This window comes from Weissella cibaria KACC 11862, assembly GCF_000193635.1.
Taxonomy (GTDB): Bacteria; Bacillota; Bacilli; order Lactobacillales; family Lactobacillaceae; genus Weissella; species Weissella cibaria.
In genome coordinates, this window is record NZ_AEKT01000029.1 from 44,320 (window position 1) to 64,091 (window position 19,772).

The 19,772-nt window shown below is 48.1% G+C and carries 10 protein-coding genes and 2 tRNA genes; 4 read left to right on the plus strand and 8 right to left on the minus strand.

Annotated elements, in window-relative coordinates; genetic code table 11:
• Positions 1 to 20 precede the first annotated feature (20 nt).
• The 5 genes from ESE_RS0106395 to ESE_RS0106415 all read right to left on the minus strand — a co-directional run bounded on the left by ESE_RS0106395 (position 21) and on the right by ESE_RS0106415 (position 13,887).
• Positions 21 to 8,654, minus strand: coding sequence for a hypothetical protein (locus tag ESE_RS0106395; RefSeq protein WP_029237471.1), 8,634 nt, complete (start codon positions 8,652 to 8,654; stop codon positions 21 to 23).
• A 313-nt stretch (positions 8,655 to 8,967) separates the two neighbouring features.
• Entirely contained in the window at positions 8,968 to 9,912 is a 945-nt protein-coding gene (locus ESE_RS0106400; protein WP_010373006.1) for a DUF916 domain-containing protein, read from the minus strand.
• A 2-nt stretch (positions 9,913 to 9,914) separates the two neighbouring features.
• Positions 9,915 to 10,598: a WxL domain-containing protein gene (locus ESE_RS0106405; RefSeq protein WP_010373009.1), complete on the minus strand. Its 684-nt coding sequence runs from the start codon at positions 10,596 to 10,598 to the stop codon at positions 9,915 to 9,917.
• Positions 10,599 to 10,611: 13 nt separating this feature from the next.
• Positions 10,612 to 12,183 (minus strand): hypothetical protein, encoded by a 1,572-nt coding sequence (locus ESE_RS0106410; RefSeq protein WP_010373011.1) that lies wholly within the window; start codon positions 12,181 to 12,183, stop codon positions 10,612 to 10,614.
• A gap of 213 nt (positions 12,184 to 12,396) precedes the next feature.
• Positions 12,397 to 13,887, minus strand: a complete 1,491-nt coding sequence (locus ESE_RS0106415; protein WP_010373015.1) for a helix-turn-helix domain-containing protein — start codon at positions 13,885 to 13,887, stop codon at positions 12,397 to 12,399.
• Positions 13,888 to 14,069: 182 nt separating this feature from the next.
• On the opposite strand from ESE_RS0106415, the gene ESE_RS0106420 reads away from it, so the two are divergent.
• Together ESE_RS0106420 and ESE_RS0106425 are read left to right on the plus strand one after the other, a co-directional pair.
• A tRNA-Glu gene (locus ESE_RS0106420) sits at positions 14,070 to 14,141 on the plus strand.
• 199 nt (positions 14,142 to 14,340) lie between these two features.
• Complete coding sequence (locus ESE_RS0106425) at positions 14,341 to 14,955, plus strand: NAD-dependent epimerase/dehydratase family protein (protein ID WP_010373018.1); 615 nt, start codon at positions 14,341 to 14,343, stop codon at positions 14,953 to 14,955.
• Between the two features lie 220 nt (positions 14,956 to 15,175).
• Here ESE_RS0106425 and ESE_RS0106430 read toward each other — a convergent pair.
• Together ESE_RS0106430 and ESE_RS0106435 are read right to left on the minus strand one after the other, a co-directional pair.
• A tRNA-Ser gene (locus ESE_RS0106430) sits at positions 15,176 to 15,264 on the minus strand.
• 215 nt (positions 15,265 to 15,479) lie between these two features.
• Positions 15,480 to 16,664, minus strand: coding sequence for an MFS transporter (locus ESE_RS0106435; RefSeq protein ID WP_010373022.1), 1,185 nt, complete (start codon positions 16,662 to 16,664; stop codon positions 15,480 to 15,482).
• Positions 16,665 to 16,889: 225 nt separating this feature from the next.
• On the opposite strand from ESE_RS0106435, the gene ESE_RS0106440 reads away from it, so the two are divergent.
• Positions 16,890 to 17,285 carry a hypothetical protein gene (locus ESE_RS0106440; RefSeq protein WP_010373026.1) on the plus strand — a complete coding sequence of 132 codons (396 nt, stop codon included), beginning with the start codon at positions 16,890 to 16,892 and terminating at the stop codon, positions 17,283 to 17,285.
• A 109-nt stretch (positions 17,286 to 17,394) separates the two neighbouring features.
• Here the strand turns inward: ESE_RS0106440 and ESE_RS0106445 are convergent, their stop codons facing one another.
• Complete coding sequence (locus tag ESE_RS0106445; RefSeq protein ID WP_010373028.1) at positions 17,395 to 18,495, minus strand: M24 family metallopeptidase; 1,101 nt, start codon at positions 18,493 to 18,495, stop codon at positions 17,395 to 17,397.
• Between the two features lie 251 nt (positions 18,496 to 18,746).
• Between ESE_RS0106445 and ccpA the strand changes: the two genes are divergently transcribed.
• Entirely contained in the window at positions 18,747 to 19,748 is a 1,002-nt protein-coding gene (gene ccpA / locus ESE_RS0106450; RefSeq protein WP_010373031.1) for a catabolite control protein A, read from the plus strand.
• Positions 19,749 to 19,772 lie beyond the last annotated feature (24 nt).

Genomic DNA, 19,772 nt, shown 5'->3' on the forward strand with positions numbered 1-19,772 from the left:
GTCCTCGTTTCACTTCTCAATTAATTTTCCTCAGCCTCACGCTTACGGCGCGCTGCGAACAACATAAACAGATTACTTGCAAACAAGAAGACCCCGATTGCGGTTAAGTAACTCATCGTGTCTTGACCAGTGTCCGGCAGCACCCGGTTAGCTGTACCGGCAGCCAACGTCCGACCGGTAGCTGTATATGGCAACACACCTGCCCCCGTATATGGCAAGTAACCACTCGGGATAGCCGTGTAGCCTGCCTGGACCGCTGCAGGTAACGTGGTCATCGTCGGTTGATACGTCGCCCCCAGCGTGGCCAGTTCAGCATTTTGTTGCGCTTGGCGCGCCTGCGGACCACTCACAATCCCATTGTTTTGACCGATAGCATCGGCCAGCGCCTTAGTCGCTGCAACAACATCAGCGGTCGTTGCTTCGCCACGAGACGCTTTCGCTTGCACATCCGCCAAGTGATTCCAAGCATCCTTAATCGTGTCGGCCATATCAGCCGGCACGCTATTCTTTAAGGCCGTCGCATCCTGGTTAGCCGTGTCACGGGCTGCCTGAGCGTTGTTAAACGCGGTCTGCAAATCTTGCATGGCGTTCAAAATGTCCTGAGTTAATGCTTTGGGATCATCCTGATCTGCCGCAGCCATAACCGCTTGCAGTCGTTGCATCATTTCTTGCACCGCAGGTTCATTGCGTACCGGACTATTTTGCACCTGTGTTAGCAAATCGGTTGCTTGACTTTGGGCTTGTTGACGAGCTGGCTTCGCCTTATCCAAAGCCGTTTGTAATACTTGCATGGCGCTCTTAATGTCGCCTTCAGCCGCATTACCGGCCAATAAGACTCGCAATTGCTTACTTGCATCAGCTACGGCACCTTCATGTGACACCGGCTTCGTTTGCCCTAATAAAGTATCCGCAGCCGTCCGCACATCATCAACGGCTTGCATCGCCACCTTTAAGGCATCCGTCGCTGCCTTAATATCAGCAGTTAACGCATCCTGATTATCAGCGGCCGCTAATTGTTGCAAATTAGCAAGTTTTGTCACCGCAGCTTGGACGGCTGGATCATTCTGACCAGTCTTTGTTGCCGCCTGACGCATCGCATCCGCCGCTTGATTAGCCGCATCACGATCGGCTTTGGCTGCTTGCGTTGCCGTCTTTACAGCGTTAACTGCCTTCGCCAAATCAGCCGTTGGTGTTGCTGGATCGGCCAACGCCTGCTGCAAGTGTTTGATTGCCGCTGCCACTGCCGATTCGTATGAAACTGGTTTAGCTTGTGCTATCGCGTCGTTAGCCGCATCACGGGCACTGTTCACCGCGTCTAACGCTTGCTGTAATGCTTGCGTCGCGGCCACAATATCCTGAGTCAACGCCTCTGGCGAATCCGTCGCCGCGGCTGCTTGAACTTTTTGCAACTTGGCCAACGCGGCGACCACCGCCGGATCACCACTACCCGCCGACTGTTGTGCCTGATCGGCCAACTTGTCAGCCGCTTGGTTAGCCGCATCACGGGCAGTATTCGCATCAGCGACCGCTTGGTTCAGCGCCTTTGTGGCGTCCTCAATGGCCGTCTTTGTTGCCGTTGGATCGGCCAACAAACTCTGCAGCTTATCTGCGGTGTCCTTGACTGCCGTTTCATTTGAAACTGGCGCTGTTTTACTTAGTGCATCCTGGGCTGCCGTTTTCGCATCTGTTAATGCAGCTGAGGCATCAGCAAATGTGGCCCGCAAGCTATCCATCGCAGCGTGCTTTTCAGCAGCGGTTGCATCTGGATCGGCCAGCGTTGTCTGCATTGTCGCCAGCGCTGATTCAACCGTCGCATTATCACTGTATGGTGTTGCCGCTTCAGTCAACGCTTTTCCGCCAGCCTCGAACACATCATCAGTTGCTGTTTTAATATCGGCGTATGGTGTATCTGGATTTTTTAACGCGTCATTCAAGGCTTTCACCGCGTCAGTCAACGCAGTCTGCGTATCCTCGGAAATAGCTTTACTGTCTGCAATCTCTGGATGAATGGTTGTCCCATCCGTTGTGGTCGCCTGCTGTGCTTCAGCAGCGTCAGCCCGGGCGTCAGCTTGGTATTGGGCAACATCGGTCATTGCCTGACGCAACGCATCCGTTGCTGCGATAATATCAGCCGTCAAACTAGCGCTTGAATCAGCCGCCGCCCGTTTACGAATCGCATTTAAATTCGCAATCGCATTCTCAATTTGTGGTTCGTTCTGCAATGAACTATTCTCGGCGTCCGCAATCGCTGTCGCCGCGTCGTCATTTGCTGTATTTCGCGTGCCAGTATCTGTCTGAACTGCACTTTGTAAGTCAGTGACAGCAGCTGTAATTTCAGCGGCCGTGGCCTTTGGATCTTGCAGAACGTTCTGTAACGCGTTAATTTCCGACGCAACCGCTGTTTCATTTGAAACTGGGGCCGTCTCTGACAATACTGTAGCAGCCGTGGCTCGTGCCGTTTCTTGGGCCGCGTCTTCATCCGCGACCGCTTGTTGCAAGGCGGCTGTCGCAGTCGCAATATCAGCAGTTAAGGCATCTGGCGAATCACTCGCCGCCGTCGCCATCACATCCTTCAAATTTTGAATGGCGGTTTGAACCGCTGGCGCTGCTGACTGGTCGCCATTCGTAGCTGTTGTAATTGCCTTGTTCGCCTCATTGTTTGTCGTCGTCCGGTCAGTCTTTGCTGCCGTTACCGCTGTCGCTAACTCGGTCATCGCATTCTTTAAATCTTGTTCCGTTGAAGTTGGATCATCAATTAATGTCTGCAAATTGGTACGAGCCGTCGCGACATCTGCCTCATTCGTCACGGGGCCAGTTTGTTGCAAGGCTGCCGTTGCCAGATCAGCCGCTTCTGCTCGTGACTTAGCCGCATCAACCTGAGCTTGCTTGACCGCACTAATAGCTGCTTCAATATCCGCAGTCAACGCATCCGGCGAATCACTGGCGGCCGTAGCCATCACTTGTTGCAGATTCTGAATAGCTGTCACCACGCGATCATCCCCGCTTTGATCAGAGTTTTGCGCACTCGTGACGGCATCTGATCCCGCCGTCATCGCATCATCCCGGACCGCACGCGTCGCCGTCGCTGTGTCACGGTACTGATCAATTGCTGTCTGTAAATCAGCGGCCGTGGCAAGTGGATTATCAATCACTTGTTGCAAGGCAACCTTGGCATCCGCCGTAGCTTGCTCATAGGTCACTGGCTGCGTTTCACTGTCATCTGCCAAGATTGCGGTCGCTTCGGAACGTTTCGTTTCTTGTGCTTGCTCCGCCGCTGTTACCGCAGCTTTCAAATCTGAAATACGATCCAAAATATCCTGCGTCACGGCATCTGGCGAATCACTCGCCGCTGTTTTCACGGCGTCCTGCAACGCTTGTACAGCATCACGCACAGTGGCATCATTAGCCGCTGTTGAATTTTGCGCACTCGCAATTTCACTCGCTGCCGCCGTATTTGCCGCTGTACGAACCTTCGTATCATCCGATACTGCTTGCGACAGCGCCTTGGTAGCCGCTTGAATATCGGCCGTTGTCGCACTATCATCCGCTAACAAGGTTTGCAGTTTTGTCATCGCATCCTGTGTGGCAGATTCATGCGAAACTGGTTTCGTCTGTGCAAGGGCATTGTCAGCTGCCAAACGTGCTTCCTGTTGGTCACCCGCCGCATCCGTCACGGCATCTTGCAAGGCCGTAATCGCATCCAAAATGTCTTGTGTCAGCGCACCAGCATCATCTGTTGCCGCTTGATTTTGCAAGGCGGTTAAGTTAGCAATGGCAGCTTGTACACCCGGTTCATTTGCTTGCGCTGTTCCAGCCGCCGTTAATTTCGCACTATCCGCCTTGGTGTTGGCGGCTTCACGATCACTGTTGGCCGCGTCGACCGCGTTTTCCAACGCGTTGGTGGCATCTTCAATTTCCTTAACCGTCGCACCAGTATCAGCTAGCACCTTGTCGAGTGCTGTCTGTGCCGCTTTCACACCACTTTCATTTGAAACTGGCGCCGTGTCAACCGCTGCAGCTGCATCACGAGCCGTCTGCTGATCTGCCTTGGCTTGTGCAATCGCATCCGTTAATGCTTTCGTGGCGTCGGCAATTTCAGCCGTTGTGCCCGCGTCATTCGCTGCATTTGCTTGGGCTTGTTGTAGCGCATTTTGCGCCGCAATCACTGCTGGTTCGTCAGCTTGATCAGAATTTGACGCCGTCGTCAACGCATCATCAGCTGCCTCATTCGTGGTATCACGTTTTGCTTTTTCGTCATTAACTGCATCTTCCAAAGCCTGTTGGGCAGCATTAATTTCAGCCACCGTGGCGGTTGGATCACCAACTACCTTGGCCAACTCGTTCTTGGCATCGACCACACTCTGCTCTGACGAAACCGGTGCCGTATCAACCGCATTCGCAGCATCACGGGCATCTTGTTGGGCCTGTGCGGCATCTTGGACCGCTTGCTTAACCGCCGCTGTCGCCGCAATAATATCAGCTGTCAGCGCATTAGGATCATCATTAGCTGCCTGGGTGAGCAAATCTTGCAAATGCGAAATCGCCGCCGTGACGCCTGGTTCTTCAGCCTGATTTGTCGCTTGCGCATCTGTAATCGCTGTTTGAGCAGCATCATTCGCAGCATCACGCTCACTTTCAGCAGCTGCAACAGCCGCAGTAATTGCCTGGCCAGCAGCGACAATGTCAGCCGTCGAGACGTCACCACCATCTGCTGCCTCCGCAACCAAATCCGCCAACTTTTGAGTCGCTGCGACAACCTCGGGTTCATTCGTGACAGGATTAGTGGCAATCGCTTGCGCATCTGCAATTGCTTGGTCTTGCGCACTTTTAGCAGCCGCCAGTGCATTTTCTAGCGCCGTTTGGGCGGCCGTAATATCAGCTGATGTCGCGCCATCGGCCGCTGCTTGATCACGAACATCTTGCAAGTCTTGCATGGCTTGTTGCACAGCCTGTTCATCGGCATAACCAGAATTCGTGGCAGTCGTTAATGCGTCGGCGGCTGCCTCATCCACGACTTGTCGATCGTCTCGGACATCATCAATCGCATTTTTAAAGTCATTAATCGCATCGGTGATATCAGCAGCGGTTGCCGTCGGATCATCAAGGACCGCTTGTAAGGTCGCCTTGGCGGAAGCGGTATCATCTTCCAAACTCACCGGTGTGGTATTGTCTGCTGTCATTGCATCAGTTGCTTGTTCCACCGCCGCTGCACGATCACTCTGAGCCTGACTAATCGCATCAGCTAACTTGATCATCGCGTCCGCAATATCCTGCGTCAAGGCAATATGCCCTAAATCAGTGTTCGTTGCTTCATTGGTTGCATCGGATACAACCTGCTGTAACGTTGCGATTGCGTCTTTAACCCCTTGGTCATTGGCGTTATCGCCGGCTTCTGCGGCTGTAACCGCATTATTCGCGGCTGTCACTTGTGTATCACGTGCCTCTTTGGCTGAAGCAACAACATCCGTCAAAGCCGTTGTTTTTGCTTCGATTTCAGCGGCCGTGGCATTTTCATTGTCTAAAATCTCTTTCAGTGACTTGGCAGCCGCTAATACATTCGCTTCATTTGACACAGGTGTCATAGCAGCCAAGGCGGCAGCGGCAGCAGCTCTAGCTGTTTCTTGGGCCTTCTCAGCCGTTGTCACCGCCGTATTCAACTCAGCCACGGCATCTAAAATCGCCTGCGTCGTGCCTGAATTCCCGTCGGCAGCCGCAATCGCTTGGGCCAACTTATCTTGCGCGTCAATGACCGCTTGGTCTTGCGCAGCAGCTGAAGTGGCCGCGGCATTATTCGCCGTAGCAGCCGTATCCTTGGCGGCGTCTCGATCCGTCACGGCGTCTGCCACCGCCTGTTTCAATGCATCACGCGCGGTGGCAATCTCAGCTGCTGTCGCGTCTGGGTTACTCAACACCGTATCCAAGTCACTTTGGGCCGTCTTGACGTCTGGTTCTTGACTCACTGGATTAGTTACAATTGCTTGGGCTGAAGCCACCGCAACCGCTTTCTCTAGGGCCGTTGTGGCATCAACAATTGCCTGCGTTGTGCCCGTGTTCGCCGCGGCATTTGCTTGGGCGGTTTGCACAGCCGTAATGGCCTGGGCAACGGCATCATCTGCCGCCACATCCTGGGTCGTTGCATTTGTAATTGCCGCCGCAGCGTTGCTATTTGCTGTCTCACGCGCGGTTTTTGCATCAGCCAAGGCTTGATTTAACGCGTCTTGGGCAGCTTGCACATCGGCCGTCGTTTTCGTCGCATCACGTGATGTTGACTCAAGCGCTGCCGCAGCGGATTCCACCGCTGATTCTTGGTCATACGGTGACGTTTCAGTCACCACGACCGTCACCTGCTTGGTCGTTTGAAGCCCGGACTCATCCGTTGCGGTAATCGTAACCGTATAAGTCCCTGGTTCATCCTTAACAACTGAGTCATAATTCGACGTCACCTTAACATCACCAGCCATTTGATTATCACTGGTTTGCGCATTTACACCAGCCAAGAAATCAGCCGCCGTGACACCCGCACCGGTTGTGACATTAAAGGTGTCTTTACCAGTTGTGATGGTCGGTGCTTGGGTATCGGTATAGACCACCGAAAACAATTGTGGCGTGCCATCAGTTTGATCTGTGCTATTAGGCGTCGTATCGTAATTTGGCGTCGCTGCCAAGGCGGCTGCCAATGTTGGGTAGGTCTGCTTATCCGGTCCAGTCACCGTGTAGGTATAACCAGTTTTAGCTAACGACTGATCAGTTGCGGTAAAGCCAATCTCGCTTGTTGCACCCCCGTTCTTCGTTTCAACATCCGTTACTGTCCCATTGATATTCTGGGTCAGTTTGGCAGTTTGCGTAATTGGGGCAAACACAATTTGTGACGTTTGATCCACCGACGTATTGGCATCAAACGTCCCATAGACAGACGCTGTTAAGTTACCCGTACTTAAATTCAATTGCACACCGCTCGCTAATTGAGAAGCCGCTGTGTCAATCCGATAACCCATCGGGGCGTAAATATATCCACCAGTTGGCGTGGATGTTCCGGTTGTTAATGACGCATCAGTCTGACCAACGATTTGCTGGACGTTCCGAGAATCCGTCGGCCCGCCGCTGTAGGTGAATGTCGCAGTTTGCTTGTCGGCCGTGTAATCAACCTTAAAGTTTTGCATGGCACTATCTGTTGTGGTGCTACCGTTAGCGGTCGCATCAAATTTACCATTATCAACCAAAGCCGCCTGCATCGTGTCGTACGTTTTACCATTCGGTCCCGTGACTTTATAGGTATACCCCGCCACTTTCAGACTATCATCTGTAATCGTAATGGCATCACCAGTCTTACCAGTTGCTGCCGTGGCGGTGCCATTTTTAACAGTATTATTAGCATTCAACCCCGCTTTCGTCACAGTGGCCGCTTGGTATGATTTGGCATACACGACCCCCAACGTATAGTTATAACTGTTGGCATCATTAACCTTTGCACTCACCGTATTTGCCTTTGTCGCATAGTAACCTGGAATCGTTGGGGCGTTATAGGTCACCGACTCACCTGTTACGGTCGGTGATAGACCGGTGATCCCAATTGATTGTCCATCCCCGACGGTTACTTTAGTCGCCGCCAACAAGTCTGCACCGGATTCATCTTTATAGGTCACATTTACCGGAATCGGTTCACGTGATCCTTTGACATCCATGGTTGCTTCCCATTTCGTCCACGACCCCGTCCCACCAGTTGTATTCACACCAACCGATAGATACGGCATTGTACTTTTATCAATTTGGACGAAGACTGATTTCCCAGCCATCGTCAAAGTCAAAATTCCGCGACCACTATCCCCCGCGTCGGCATCATAGGTCAACGTATACGGCGTTCCTTTACCTTGGGTCGTCGCGTCTGACGTCACCGTTCCTTTACCCGGTTGCCAAGCTGATGCGTAATTAGTATTTAGTGTCACGACACCTGCCGAAGCGTTGGTTTGACGTAACACCATCGCTGGATAAGTACCATTTGGGTCACCAAAATATGAATCACCCGCTTTATTCATGTCCCAGCCCAAAGCCGTGGCGTTTTTAATACCGCCTAAATTGCCATAACCGTAAATTCCAAGACCAGACCCCGGTGCACCGTTATTTCCCAGCGTGCTTGGTAATTGTGGCGCAACGAAAATACCGACGAAATCACCTTGCCAAAAGTCACCTTCTGCATAAATGTTACCTGTGACCGTGAAATCTTCCCCTGTGTCCAAGGCCGTGTTATAAACTAATTTACCGGATTGATCAGACCCCGTCGTCATCGTCCACCACGAGGTTGTCCCCTTTTGAACCACACGCCCAGCTTGTGCACTGCTACCCTGCGTCCCAAATCCCGTAAAATTGGTCGTCCCTGAGGATGAATTTGCCCCCGTTGCTCGTGGTAAATCTACATTCGCATCCGTAATATCGTTAATTGTTTTCGAAACTTCCGCAGCTTCAACACTGGTTGTTGCCATATGCAAGACTGACTCAAAAAAGCGGTCGACGTGATTCGTCACCGTTTCCGTTTGCGGCGCCGCGGCAATGCCACCTAACATCGCCAGCGTCGCCGCCCCGCGAATTAACCATTTCTTACCCCCACCATCTTCAGCCATCTTTCGCAGACGTGCATCTGCCACAATATTTTCTTTCATAATTTTATCCCCATCACATTAGTTCTTGCGCTATACCGCCAGTATAAAAAACGTTTGTGCGCTTACTCGGACAAAGTAACGATAGACATGGTAGCTTTCACCGAATGAATTGTGACAATTGTTACAAAATTTAGAAATCTTTCCCAAACATTCTATTTGGGAATTGTGACTTTTGTTGTTAAAATATAAGTGTTCAAATATGGACATCAGGCAGTGCGAATAAAGGTTAAAAACCCACGAACTTTTCCTAGTTCGTGGGTTTTTAATTCATTTCTTATTGTTGCTTCGTTTGCTTTTGACGTCGTATTAACAATCACAGTAGCCAACCAATGAATGCAAGCAGGCCACCGATAATGATCAAAGCAAGCTTTAACCAAATTGGCCAATGATTCACGGCATCTTTCTGACTCGTAATTGCTGCCATCGCGTTCACCCGAACCCGGTTGGTGAACGTCCACCGCCCTTTGTCTGTTGTCACCTGTGTTTCGACGCGATAACGCCCTGGTTGCAACTGTCCCACCGACGTGCGATGGTCGTAGCGACTACTAGGGGCGAATTGCAAGTCGCGCCGGGTCTCACTCATCACTAACTGTTTGCCCCGATAAATGCGGGTTTGGATTGTCATTCCTTGGTGGAAAATTGGCGATTGATTACGTAGTCGTAGGACTAAATCCGTTTGACCATCACGCCGTTTCATCGTCATCCCGTCCGCACGCATATGGGCCGCAACATGTTTTTCATTATTTCGTACCAGCAAAGCAACCGTGTATGAGTATTCTTGCTTGATTTGCATCCCCGCCGGATTCCTTTGCTGATCATTCGCTAACTCATAAAACGTCAAGCCGCCAGCCTTCACACCTGGAAAAGCCGTACCCGGCATCTCAATGGCAACTGAAACAAATTGCGAACTCTTTGGTTGTAGTGTAACGGCATCTGCTACCTGAACCAAGCGTGCCCATTGTTCATCCTGACTCGTCTCATAATCCACAACGCCATTGGCATTCGTAGTCGCCGTCGCTGTGCGAACCCCTACTTTTACTCGCCGATCAGTTGGGTTCGTTAGTTGGACCCGAACCTGCGTCTTTTGACGAGGCGCTAAAATCAAATCAAAATAGCCAGCCGTCGCATGTCGTTGATACTCAGACGTTTCGATTTGGACACCAAACGACAATTCATTCGCTGACATTTTTTCACTTGCACTAAATACAACACCGATAATCAGTGCAACGACGACCTGGAACCATTTTAATTTGTGCATCTTTATTCTCCTGTTGGTGCTGCTAACAACTTATACACAATCGTGCTGTTATAATTTCCTGATAATTTCTTCATCTGACCTGGCACATGCAATGACACCTCACCCAATGAAATTGCGGTCGTGCCATAACCATCTCCTGGTTTTGCATATGCCAAACGCATAAACGCTTGATTCAAAGCCATTTTTTCTTTGGCTGTCAAAACAGTTGTGTCGGTTACCGCACTCTTACTAGTTACGCGGTCAATTTGGAGTTTAGCGCCTTTCAATTCGGCCCCCTTTTCATGGACAAAGGGGGTTTTTTGGCGAACTTGCAAGTCCCAGCCATCCAATTGGCCTCGTTGGTCAGTTACCTGAACGTGATTTGCTACCGCTCGGCCAGCAAAAACATCTTGTTTGGCCGTATAGGTTCGATCGACCAGGCTCATTTTTTGCGTATCAAATTGCCAACGTGACGCATAATCTAACGTTAGTGGCATTGGTGTTGCCCCTAAATTCGCTGGGGCGTGCGGATCTGTTTCGCGCGGCGCTTCCGGGTCAACGTGGCCAATTTCCGCCGGTGTTTCTGTCCCCGCAAAACCAACCAACGCTTGCGTTTCAACCTCAATATTTTCCGCTGCAAAACCAACACCCGCAGTTGTTAGCCCTGTACAAATAGCCAAAATTCCCAAACCAAGTTGTTTCTTCATCTTTTTGCTCCTTTTAATTTGTTGGTCCCGCGACCAAATTTAATGACACCTGTGCTTGATACGATCCCACTCGTACTAAGTCATAAGCCTCAAATTGTAATGTTGCCCCTAAATCTTGCATACCAGTACCACGACCTAACAACACGTTTTGATAATCCCCTGTCAAAATGACCTCATTAAATCGCAACGCGGTTGGTAATTGATGCCCGGTACCAATGTGTGTCAACGGCTGCTTTAAACGTGCTTGCACAACCCAAGATTTCAAGTTACTCCCCAGTAGCGTGATAATTCCTGAGCGTGGTTGTGCGGCGATTGCTAAAGTTTCACCGTATATTTTTTGATGGTCGTTCCCAAAATTTGCAGCTTCAACCATCATTTTGACTGGTTCAGGTGCTGATTTTGGTGAACTGGCCGTTAATTCTATCTCTGATATTTGTGCTAGCCAATCGCTAGCCGGCCGCCCAATTTGTGCATCAGTGATCCCTTTACCACGACCTTTAATGCGGAATTGCGAGACGTCGGTGTGCTGAAATTCCCCAATTTCAATACCACGACCTCGTAAATTGATTTGTTGTAAATCAATCATCGCTAGTCCCCGTTGGAAAATTGGTTGGCCAGCGCGATTGGTCAATTGCACCGTTGCCGGCCGTACAAATTTCAATAAGGTTGGTTTTTGGAGCGCAATCAGGGACGGTCCCTGACCGCTCACGTAAAAATTACTGTCTGGCATAACCTGAACCCCGCCCCGGCCAGTCCCATCAGCTGCCTTTTCAAGCACCGGAATTTGCCCAGTACTCGTCAAGCGAAGCGTCCCTTGATCCGTTATCCGCCACATCGCGTCATCACCAGCACCCCAATAGATGCCTGGCCCGATTGTATTCACGTCAACATGACCGCCTTGTATGGTTATCCGTTTAAAATCACTCGCAATCGGCGCACAAATACGATTCGTCGCTGTGCGATTCATGACCGAAATGGCCAAAACGGCCTCTGGCGCAACTAAGACTTCACCCTGTTGACTAGTCGTCCGGAATACATGGGCGTTCAATTGACCAAACGCTTCAACGAACGCCCCCGTCGCCAGTACAATGCGGTTGGCCGTAAACATATCACCACCCATCCCGTGCAACGCTAACTGACCCTGAATTAAAATGTCGTTAGCTTCGAACATTGTGCCATTCTGGCCCGGCGTAATCGATACATTGCTGTCCGCTGTTGTGACAATTTGATCAGCCCGCACAAGCGGTTGGTCACCAGGCCCCGTTAGCCAAAAATCATGACTCAGCGTAACCGTTGCCGTACTATGCAACATCTTCCGTTGCTGCGTCTGGCCAATTGGCGTCAATGATAATTCATGTCCGTCGCCAACAATAGTGACCGACTGTCGCCGCGTGGCAAGTGCCGTCGTCGTATCATTAAGCACATCGCCATCTAGCCGAATAACTTGATTCGGTCTATCTTGATTCCATGCCGTTTCAAATTCACGCATGGTTGCAACGCCACCTTCATCTGCTGCCACATACTGCACAACTGACAGCACACTCCATATTGTTATCACCACCTTATATAGCCAATTTAAAGTCATTCTCACGTCCCCCTCGTTTGCGTTTGGTTTCGTTGACATGCTTAACTTTATCGGATGTTAATTGTCCGCTCCACGTCATATTTTTCAGAAACGTTTAAAAAAATCTCGCTTACGAGCGGTAGCCTTAGCGGTTACTGAAAGTACGCACAAAAATAAAATGCCAACTTAATGACAGTTAGTATGAACCCTGTCATCAAGTTGGCATTACGTAGGCTAATCTGTCGCCGTCATCCGGTGGACAGTTAAGTCGGTTGCTTTTTCAAGAAATTTATTAAATTCGTTTTCATCTGGATAATGCGACCAAATAAACGGTGTTGCATTTTTCAAACCAGCGATTTCAATATCTGAGATATAAAAATCAGCCTGTGGCACGGCTTCGTGACTAACGACAATATTCACCAATGGGGTCTGCTCCAGCCGACTAACAATTAACGCCTCCAAACTCGGGAGATTATTCATATCAACAATCACCTTAATTTTCGGCAACAATTTCTTAGTCGCTACTGTTTGAATCATAGCCGTTAAATACTCTTCAAACAAAACATTCAGTAACGCTTGTTCAGGAATGCCAAGTGCCACGGCTAGCTTAGCGACGACCGTTAGAATGATTTGAGTCTGGATTGGGAATCGGCGTTTCGCCCGAACGACATCTGGCATCGGTCGAAATCCTAAATGACTAAAATACAATAACCGTACATGCGTCGGTGAGAGTAACGCCATCATTTGGCTTAACGTCTCAGAATCAAGCGCCTGGTGCATGACCGTTTTAAATTCTCGTTGCATTGTTGTCGTGAAGGGCTGCAATTTCCGTGTCGCCGTCTCAGTCAGCAAAGCATCCGGAATCGGGCCTAAAAAACCAGCAACATACATCGAGGCAATGGCGTACTCTGCTTCTCGTGCTAACACCGCATCTGGTAAATCAACAAAATGACGCATCATCATAACCAATCCCGCATGGATCTGATGATGCTGTTCATCCCAGTTTATAAGTGGCACAAAGAGCGGTGGCATTTCGGTTGCCATAATGGCGTGGTGATTAACCAGCCGTGAGTACCAAATAGCGAACTGCATTCGAATGGCTTGTTTCGTCGTTTCCCGTTCTGGCAATTGGTATAACGCTAAAATTTCAGTGACTGCTGCTTCCGCTCTAATCCGCATCTCCGCCGGAAACGGAATCTCCTGATCAACGTACGCTTCCCGCATGAGACCAAAGAAGAACACGCGAATAGTCGTTTCGTCACCAATCAACGCATTGTGGCGGGTTAATGTAATTCCCACCCGTGCCAAAACCAACGCAATTTGTTTCTTGGTCGCCCTGGCAATTGGTACGGTTGTGTGATGTGTTTCAGCAAAAACTTCATATGAAACAAATGTTTCAGCAAAAATTTCACCTAACAACGCCCAAATTATTGATTGCTGTCGATACTCATGCGTTAATCGTTTAACATCAAGCAGTACGCGATGATCAACTTGGACCCCGCGACGTGACGCATCTAACGCAAAAGCAGGTGGTTGCTCCGGCCATAACTTTTTCAAATCTTGTTCTAGCCCCGCCAAAGCTTGGCCAAACCGATAACGGGTCCATCCCATTTCGGCTAAAAGATGTCGAATCGTCACAAAGTCTGCCACTTGACTTGTTAAAAATTGACACAGCCGTAATTTATCCTGATCTTGCTTCTCTAATACCCAACTTGCAGTCATCATACCCCAGTCCCCCAGTCTATGTATCAGTGTACGGAAAGGGGCAGGCCCTCGCAAGGGGAGAGACTTATTGTTCGAAAATGAATTAATTTCGACTTTTTTTGAAATTGGGTGTTGCACGTTATTTTGTCATCTGGTATATTATTATCTGTTGTTAAAAGCAGTACGCGTTTAACGAAGTTCATGGCTCATTGGTCAAGCGGTTAAGACTCCGGTTTTTCACACCGGCATCCAGGGTTCGACTCCCTGATGAGCTATTTCGAAAGACATCCAGTTTTGGGTGTCTTTTTTGTACCCGACAACAACTATGACCAAGTAAACCTATACTGGCATCACACAAACGTGCGGCGGTTACTTTTTCACAATATTTTTTGTTAGAATGAAAACGAAGAATCGTAGCACATCAAGTAACCTTAACAAATGTAGCCATTATAGCCAAACGAACTTGGAGGGCCTATGAAGATTAAAGTCGTTATTGCCGGCGGTACCGGATTTGTCGGTCAAGGTATTATTCAATTACTATCTCCCGAAAAATTTGAAATACATAGCCTTTCAAGACACAACTATGTGTCACTTCCAACCGATAAAACAATTTACCACAGGGTTGATCTGTCCAACTCATCGGAATTGCAACATATCATTGCAGACGCCGACTGGGTCATAGATGCCGTGGGAATCTTACTGCCCAATCCTATCAAGGGGGTGACTTATAGAAATAGTAGCTATGAACCCGCTAAACACTTAATCAATCAATTAATCAGACAAACAAATACTAATTTTTTATTTGTTTCCGCAAATAGTGGCCCCTTTTTTATGAAACCCTATCTAAACGCAAAGAGAGCGGTGGAAAGACTCATGAAGCAATCATTGCCAGGGCGTGCGTACATTGTCTATCCGGGTATTATTTATGATAAAACACGATTAAGTTCTTTTATTCCCGGCATCCTTTTGTCACATCTGGTAAAAGTGCCTTACTTTAAAAAATTACGTCCGATCAGCAGACAGTCCTTTTCACTAGAAATCCAACGTATCCTTAATGGGCAACATAGTTATTTAGAAGAAAAAATATGATTATTCAGTACAATACTGACAGCGTTACTATTAATCACATCTCAACGAACCAACGTCCGCCGAAATCACTCCTATCTATTGTCAAAATGAGCGAATTAAAAAACTGGTCGGAAGAACTTCGGTGTCATACCGAAATCTTTCCGACCAGTTAGCCATTTTAAATGAAGCTCTGCAAGCATCAGCAGTTGTCTGTATGCCTGTTTAACTTATTTAAATAAAAAGGAGACAACGGGATTTGAACCCGTGCACCGGCTCTACACCGGCTCGGCGGATTTCGAGTCCGCTGCATTACCACTCTGCCATGTCTCCATAACAATGATATATTATAGCGTTGATTCAGGATTGTTTCAAGTCATATTAACAAAGTCCCCGCCCCCAACTGTGTTATCGCAAAAAAGCGCCAGAGTTAGATCATTACTGACCTATCTCTGACGCTTTTTTACAATCTACTCGAATCTTATCTCTATCTAATGTATCAGATTTTCATGAATTGTGCGAACTTTTCTTGAAAATACTGCAACCAATTATTTTACGCGACGACCATGAACCAAGAAGTACCAAATTAATGCAATCACGGTCACTAGAATCATCAACCGGTAAAGTCCAGCAAATCCAATACTTGGTTCGATTAACCCCAACAAATATGGACCAACACCAAACGCCAAGTCAAAGAAAATAAAATACGTTGAAGTTGCATAAGACATACGCTCAGGTGGCACAATTTTTGAAATCGTCGCTTGTGCAGCTGATTGGAAATTACCAAAGCCCAAACCAATAAAAATTGCCGCCAAAATGAAAACGACCACATTATGAACATTGCTCAACAAAATAAAGCCAATTGCTAACAACACCAATGCTGGATAAATAATGAAATTTTCATTTTTACTATCAGCCAAGCGACCAGTGAATGGCCGACTAATGAAGATAACCGCGGCATATATCAAGAAGAAGTATTCAGTCACTTGGCTCATATGTTGATCCTTCATAAAGAAGGACAAATAACTCTGAATCGCCGAATACGTCAACGTTGCAATGAATAAAGCCATAGCCAACGGAATGGCTTTAGGCTCCATAAAACGATGCAACCCGGTCGGCGCATCCAATGTGGCGGTCTTTGTCGCTGTGTGCGCCTTAATGTCAACCGCTGACTTGTGAATAAATAACGTTGCCAGGAATGCCAATCCAGCGATTCCCGTTTCAACATTGAATAAGAAACTATAACTCACACCACTCAACGCCAACCCCAAGAAAGGTCCTAAGGCCGTCGCGATAACCGTACTTAGTGAGAAATATGAAATTCCTTCACTGCGACGTTCTGCCGGGACAACAAAGACGACTGCTGTATTTGTCACCGTCCCAATTAACCCAATCATCATACCTTGGATAAATCGAATCAATAGCAACACAATCATTGATGTCGCAAAATGATAGGCAACCATTGTTGGAATCAATACGAAAGCACCAATCAACATCATTGTCTTTGTCGAAATTTTCGCCAAAATGGCGCCCGACATCATGCGCATCACCAGTGATCCAATAACAACAATCCCAACTAATAGCCCACTAACCGCTGTCGACAAATGCAACACATCAACAGCATATGGCCCAATCGCCACAATCAAACTATAGAACGTGATTAAAACTAGGAAATTAATCAGCGCAATCTCAAGGAAAGACTGGTTAAATATCTTGGCTTTTCCAGAATTCATAGTAACCTCTACTTTCTCAACAATAAATAACTGCAATTACTGCACCGTTTCCGTGCAAAAAAATGTCGCCCAAAAAAGACGACTTATCTATGTTACGCTTATTTTCAGAAAGTATCAAATATCGCCCAGCATTTTCAGCAAATAACACAGCCGTAATTTCTGCGCGTGTTGTGGTTGAGTGTGTTATGCTAAGACTACTAACTAATAAGAGAATCGAGATTGCAAATGGCAACTTACAACCTAACTGACATCATGGACTTACTCAAACTCTGGGGTGTTGACTATCCAAACAAGCAAAAGAATCGCGTTAAATTCGATGCATTCAAGAAGGACTTACGCAAGAAAATCGAAGAGACGTTCGAAACCGAAGCGGCTGCCTTACAAGCCGTTTCACCCGAATTAATTGCACCAGTCAAGCCGAACCCGGTTACTGGCCAAACAACCACCTACACGGCGCGCCATGTCTTGTGGTTGTTGGATCAACCTGTATTCTTAGTTTGGGTAATTAAGCATGCCGCTCGCCAAGACGCCTTGCTACCACACTTGCAGGTGATGAAGAACACGCCTTGGACAAACGATACAGAAGAACACGCCGAGACAATCATTGACAATTGGCATTAAAAAGAGAGTGAGACGAAAGGTGTTATATTAAGGGTTCAGCCTTTCGGAACACGTTTAAAAGCCACAAATCTCCCGATTCAATTCGGAGGATTTGCGGCTTTTTAGTTAACTAATCAATAATTCGTAATTCCTTTGACGAATGCGTAAATGAATCAGCACCCGTTTCCGTCATCACGACAGAATCTTCAATGCGAATGCCTAGGTCCCCTGGAATATAAATTCCCGGCTCAATTGAGAAGGCCATGCCTGGTTGCAATACCAGCTCATTACCCGTCGCAATTTGAATTGACTCGTGCACAGATGACCCGATACCATGTCCCAAACGGTGGACAAAGTACTCACCATAGCCAGCCTTGGTGATAATATCACGGGCAATCGCATCCAACTCGCCCGCCGTCATCCCCGGCTTAGCTTGAGACTGTGCTGCCAATTGGGCTTCCAAAACCACGTTGTACACATCTCGTTGGTGATCTGAAACCGTTTGGAAGGCAACTGTTCGGGTTGCATCTGACACATACCCTTCATAAATCGTACCCAAATCAAACAACGCCAAATCACCACGTTGCAAACGTGTCGAACCAGTATCACCGTGAGGCTCAGCCGCGTGTGCGCCGAATTGAACCAAGGTTTCAAACGACATGCCGACAACCCCGGCTGACTTCAAATCATATTCAAGCTTCGCCATCACTTGCAACTCTGACACACCAGCTTGCATCGCAGCAAAAGCAAATTCGAATGCTCGGTCTGCATCATCCCCGGCCTTGTGCATCTTAGCAATTTCATCCGGTGTCTTGATTAGGTGCATCTCAACCATCACCGGCGACAAGTCACCCACAAACTTTGCATCAGGTACTGCCGTTTGCAAAGCTGCCGCTCGGTCCAATGTCATTTGTCCCTTTTCAACGGCCCATGTCGTCGCATGTTGCGTGTGTGCATGCAGATGTTGCGCGATCAATTGGTATGGTTGCTCGTGATCTTGATACCCGTAAACTGGGTGTGTCCAACCAGCCCCCTTAACCGCTTCCACTTCCAACGCTGGCGCAAAAATGAATGGTTCATCTTGTGGGAAAACAACCAGCGCTAGTACACGCTCGATTGGATCCGATTCAAAGCCAGTTAAATATGAAATTGAGTGGAAATCTGAAAAATAGGCGACATCCAATTGGTTTTCGTTCAGCCAATTTTGAATCTTTGCTAACTTATCAGTCATATTAAAGAATCCTCGTTTTTCACGTTTCTTTTCATTGTACGCTCATTTTCAGAAAATGCGCAACTCCTCACTATTGTGTGCTAGAATATAACATTGTGTGAATTGATTGTTTTTATGAAAACAACGTATGAAAACATGGTACAATCACATTGTAACCGTTTGCAGTTATGCAAAGGTACAAGCTTAAAAAACAAGCTATGAAAATAACATGATTGTTTAAAGACAGATACAAGACCCAAAGGAGAATCGACATGGAAAAGCAGACCATCACGATTTACGACGTGGCCCGCGAAGCAAAAGTTTCAATGGCTACAGTTTCACGTGTTGTTAACGGCAACGCCAACGTTAAGCAAGAAACAAAAGAAAAGGTTGAGGCGGTGATTGAACGCCTTGGTTACCGTCCTAACGCAGTTGCCCGCGGCCTTGCCTCACGTCGCACAACGACAATTGGTGTTGTGATTCCAGATGTCACTGACCACTACTTCGCTGAGCTAGCACGTGGTATTGATGACGTGGCCGCAATGTACCACTACCAAATTATCCTAGCGAACTCTGATGAGTCCGACACAAAGGAACTGCAAGTGCTTGAAAATCTTTTGAGCAAGCAGGTTGATGGGATTGTCTTCATGGGAAACTTGATTGACGACGGTATTCGCAAGGAATTTGCTCGCGCTGATGTGCCAATTGTGTTGGCTGGATCAGTTGACCACGTTTCAGAACAACCTTCTGTCAACATCGACTACACAACCGCAATCGGCGAAGCGACCACTAAGTTGCTAAAGAATGGCCACAAACGCGTTGCCTTTGTAACGGGTAGCCTAGATCATGGCATTAACCGTGAATTTAAGCTTAAGGGATACATGAATGCCCTGGCCGTTGCTGGGGTTGACTATGATGAAAGTCTGGTCTTGCAAGGTGACTATGATTACCAATCTGGTTATCAAATTGCTGCCCTGGTCCAAGATGCCAAGGCAACTGCGGCCGTTGTTGTGAACGATGAAATGGCTGCCGGCTTGTTAAATGGTCTAACTGACGCCGGTGTCAACGTGCCGGATGATTTTGAGTTGATTACAAACAATAACTCAAAAATCGCGGTGATGACCCGGCCACAAATGTCATCAATCACGCAGCCAATCTACGACCTTGGCGCGGTTGCCATGCGTATGCTGACTAAATTAATGAATCACGAAGAATTGGCAGTAAAGAACATTATCTTGCCACACGGTTACATTGACCGCGATTCTACAAAGTAATAATAACCAAAATGAAAAGCGTAT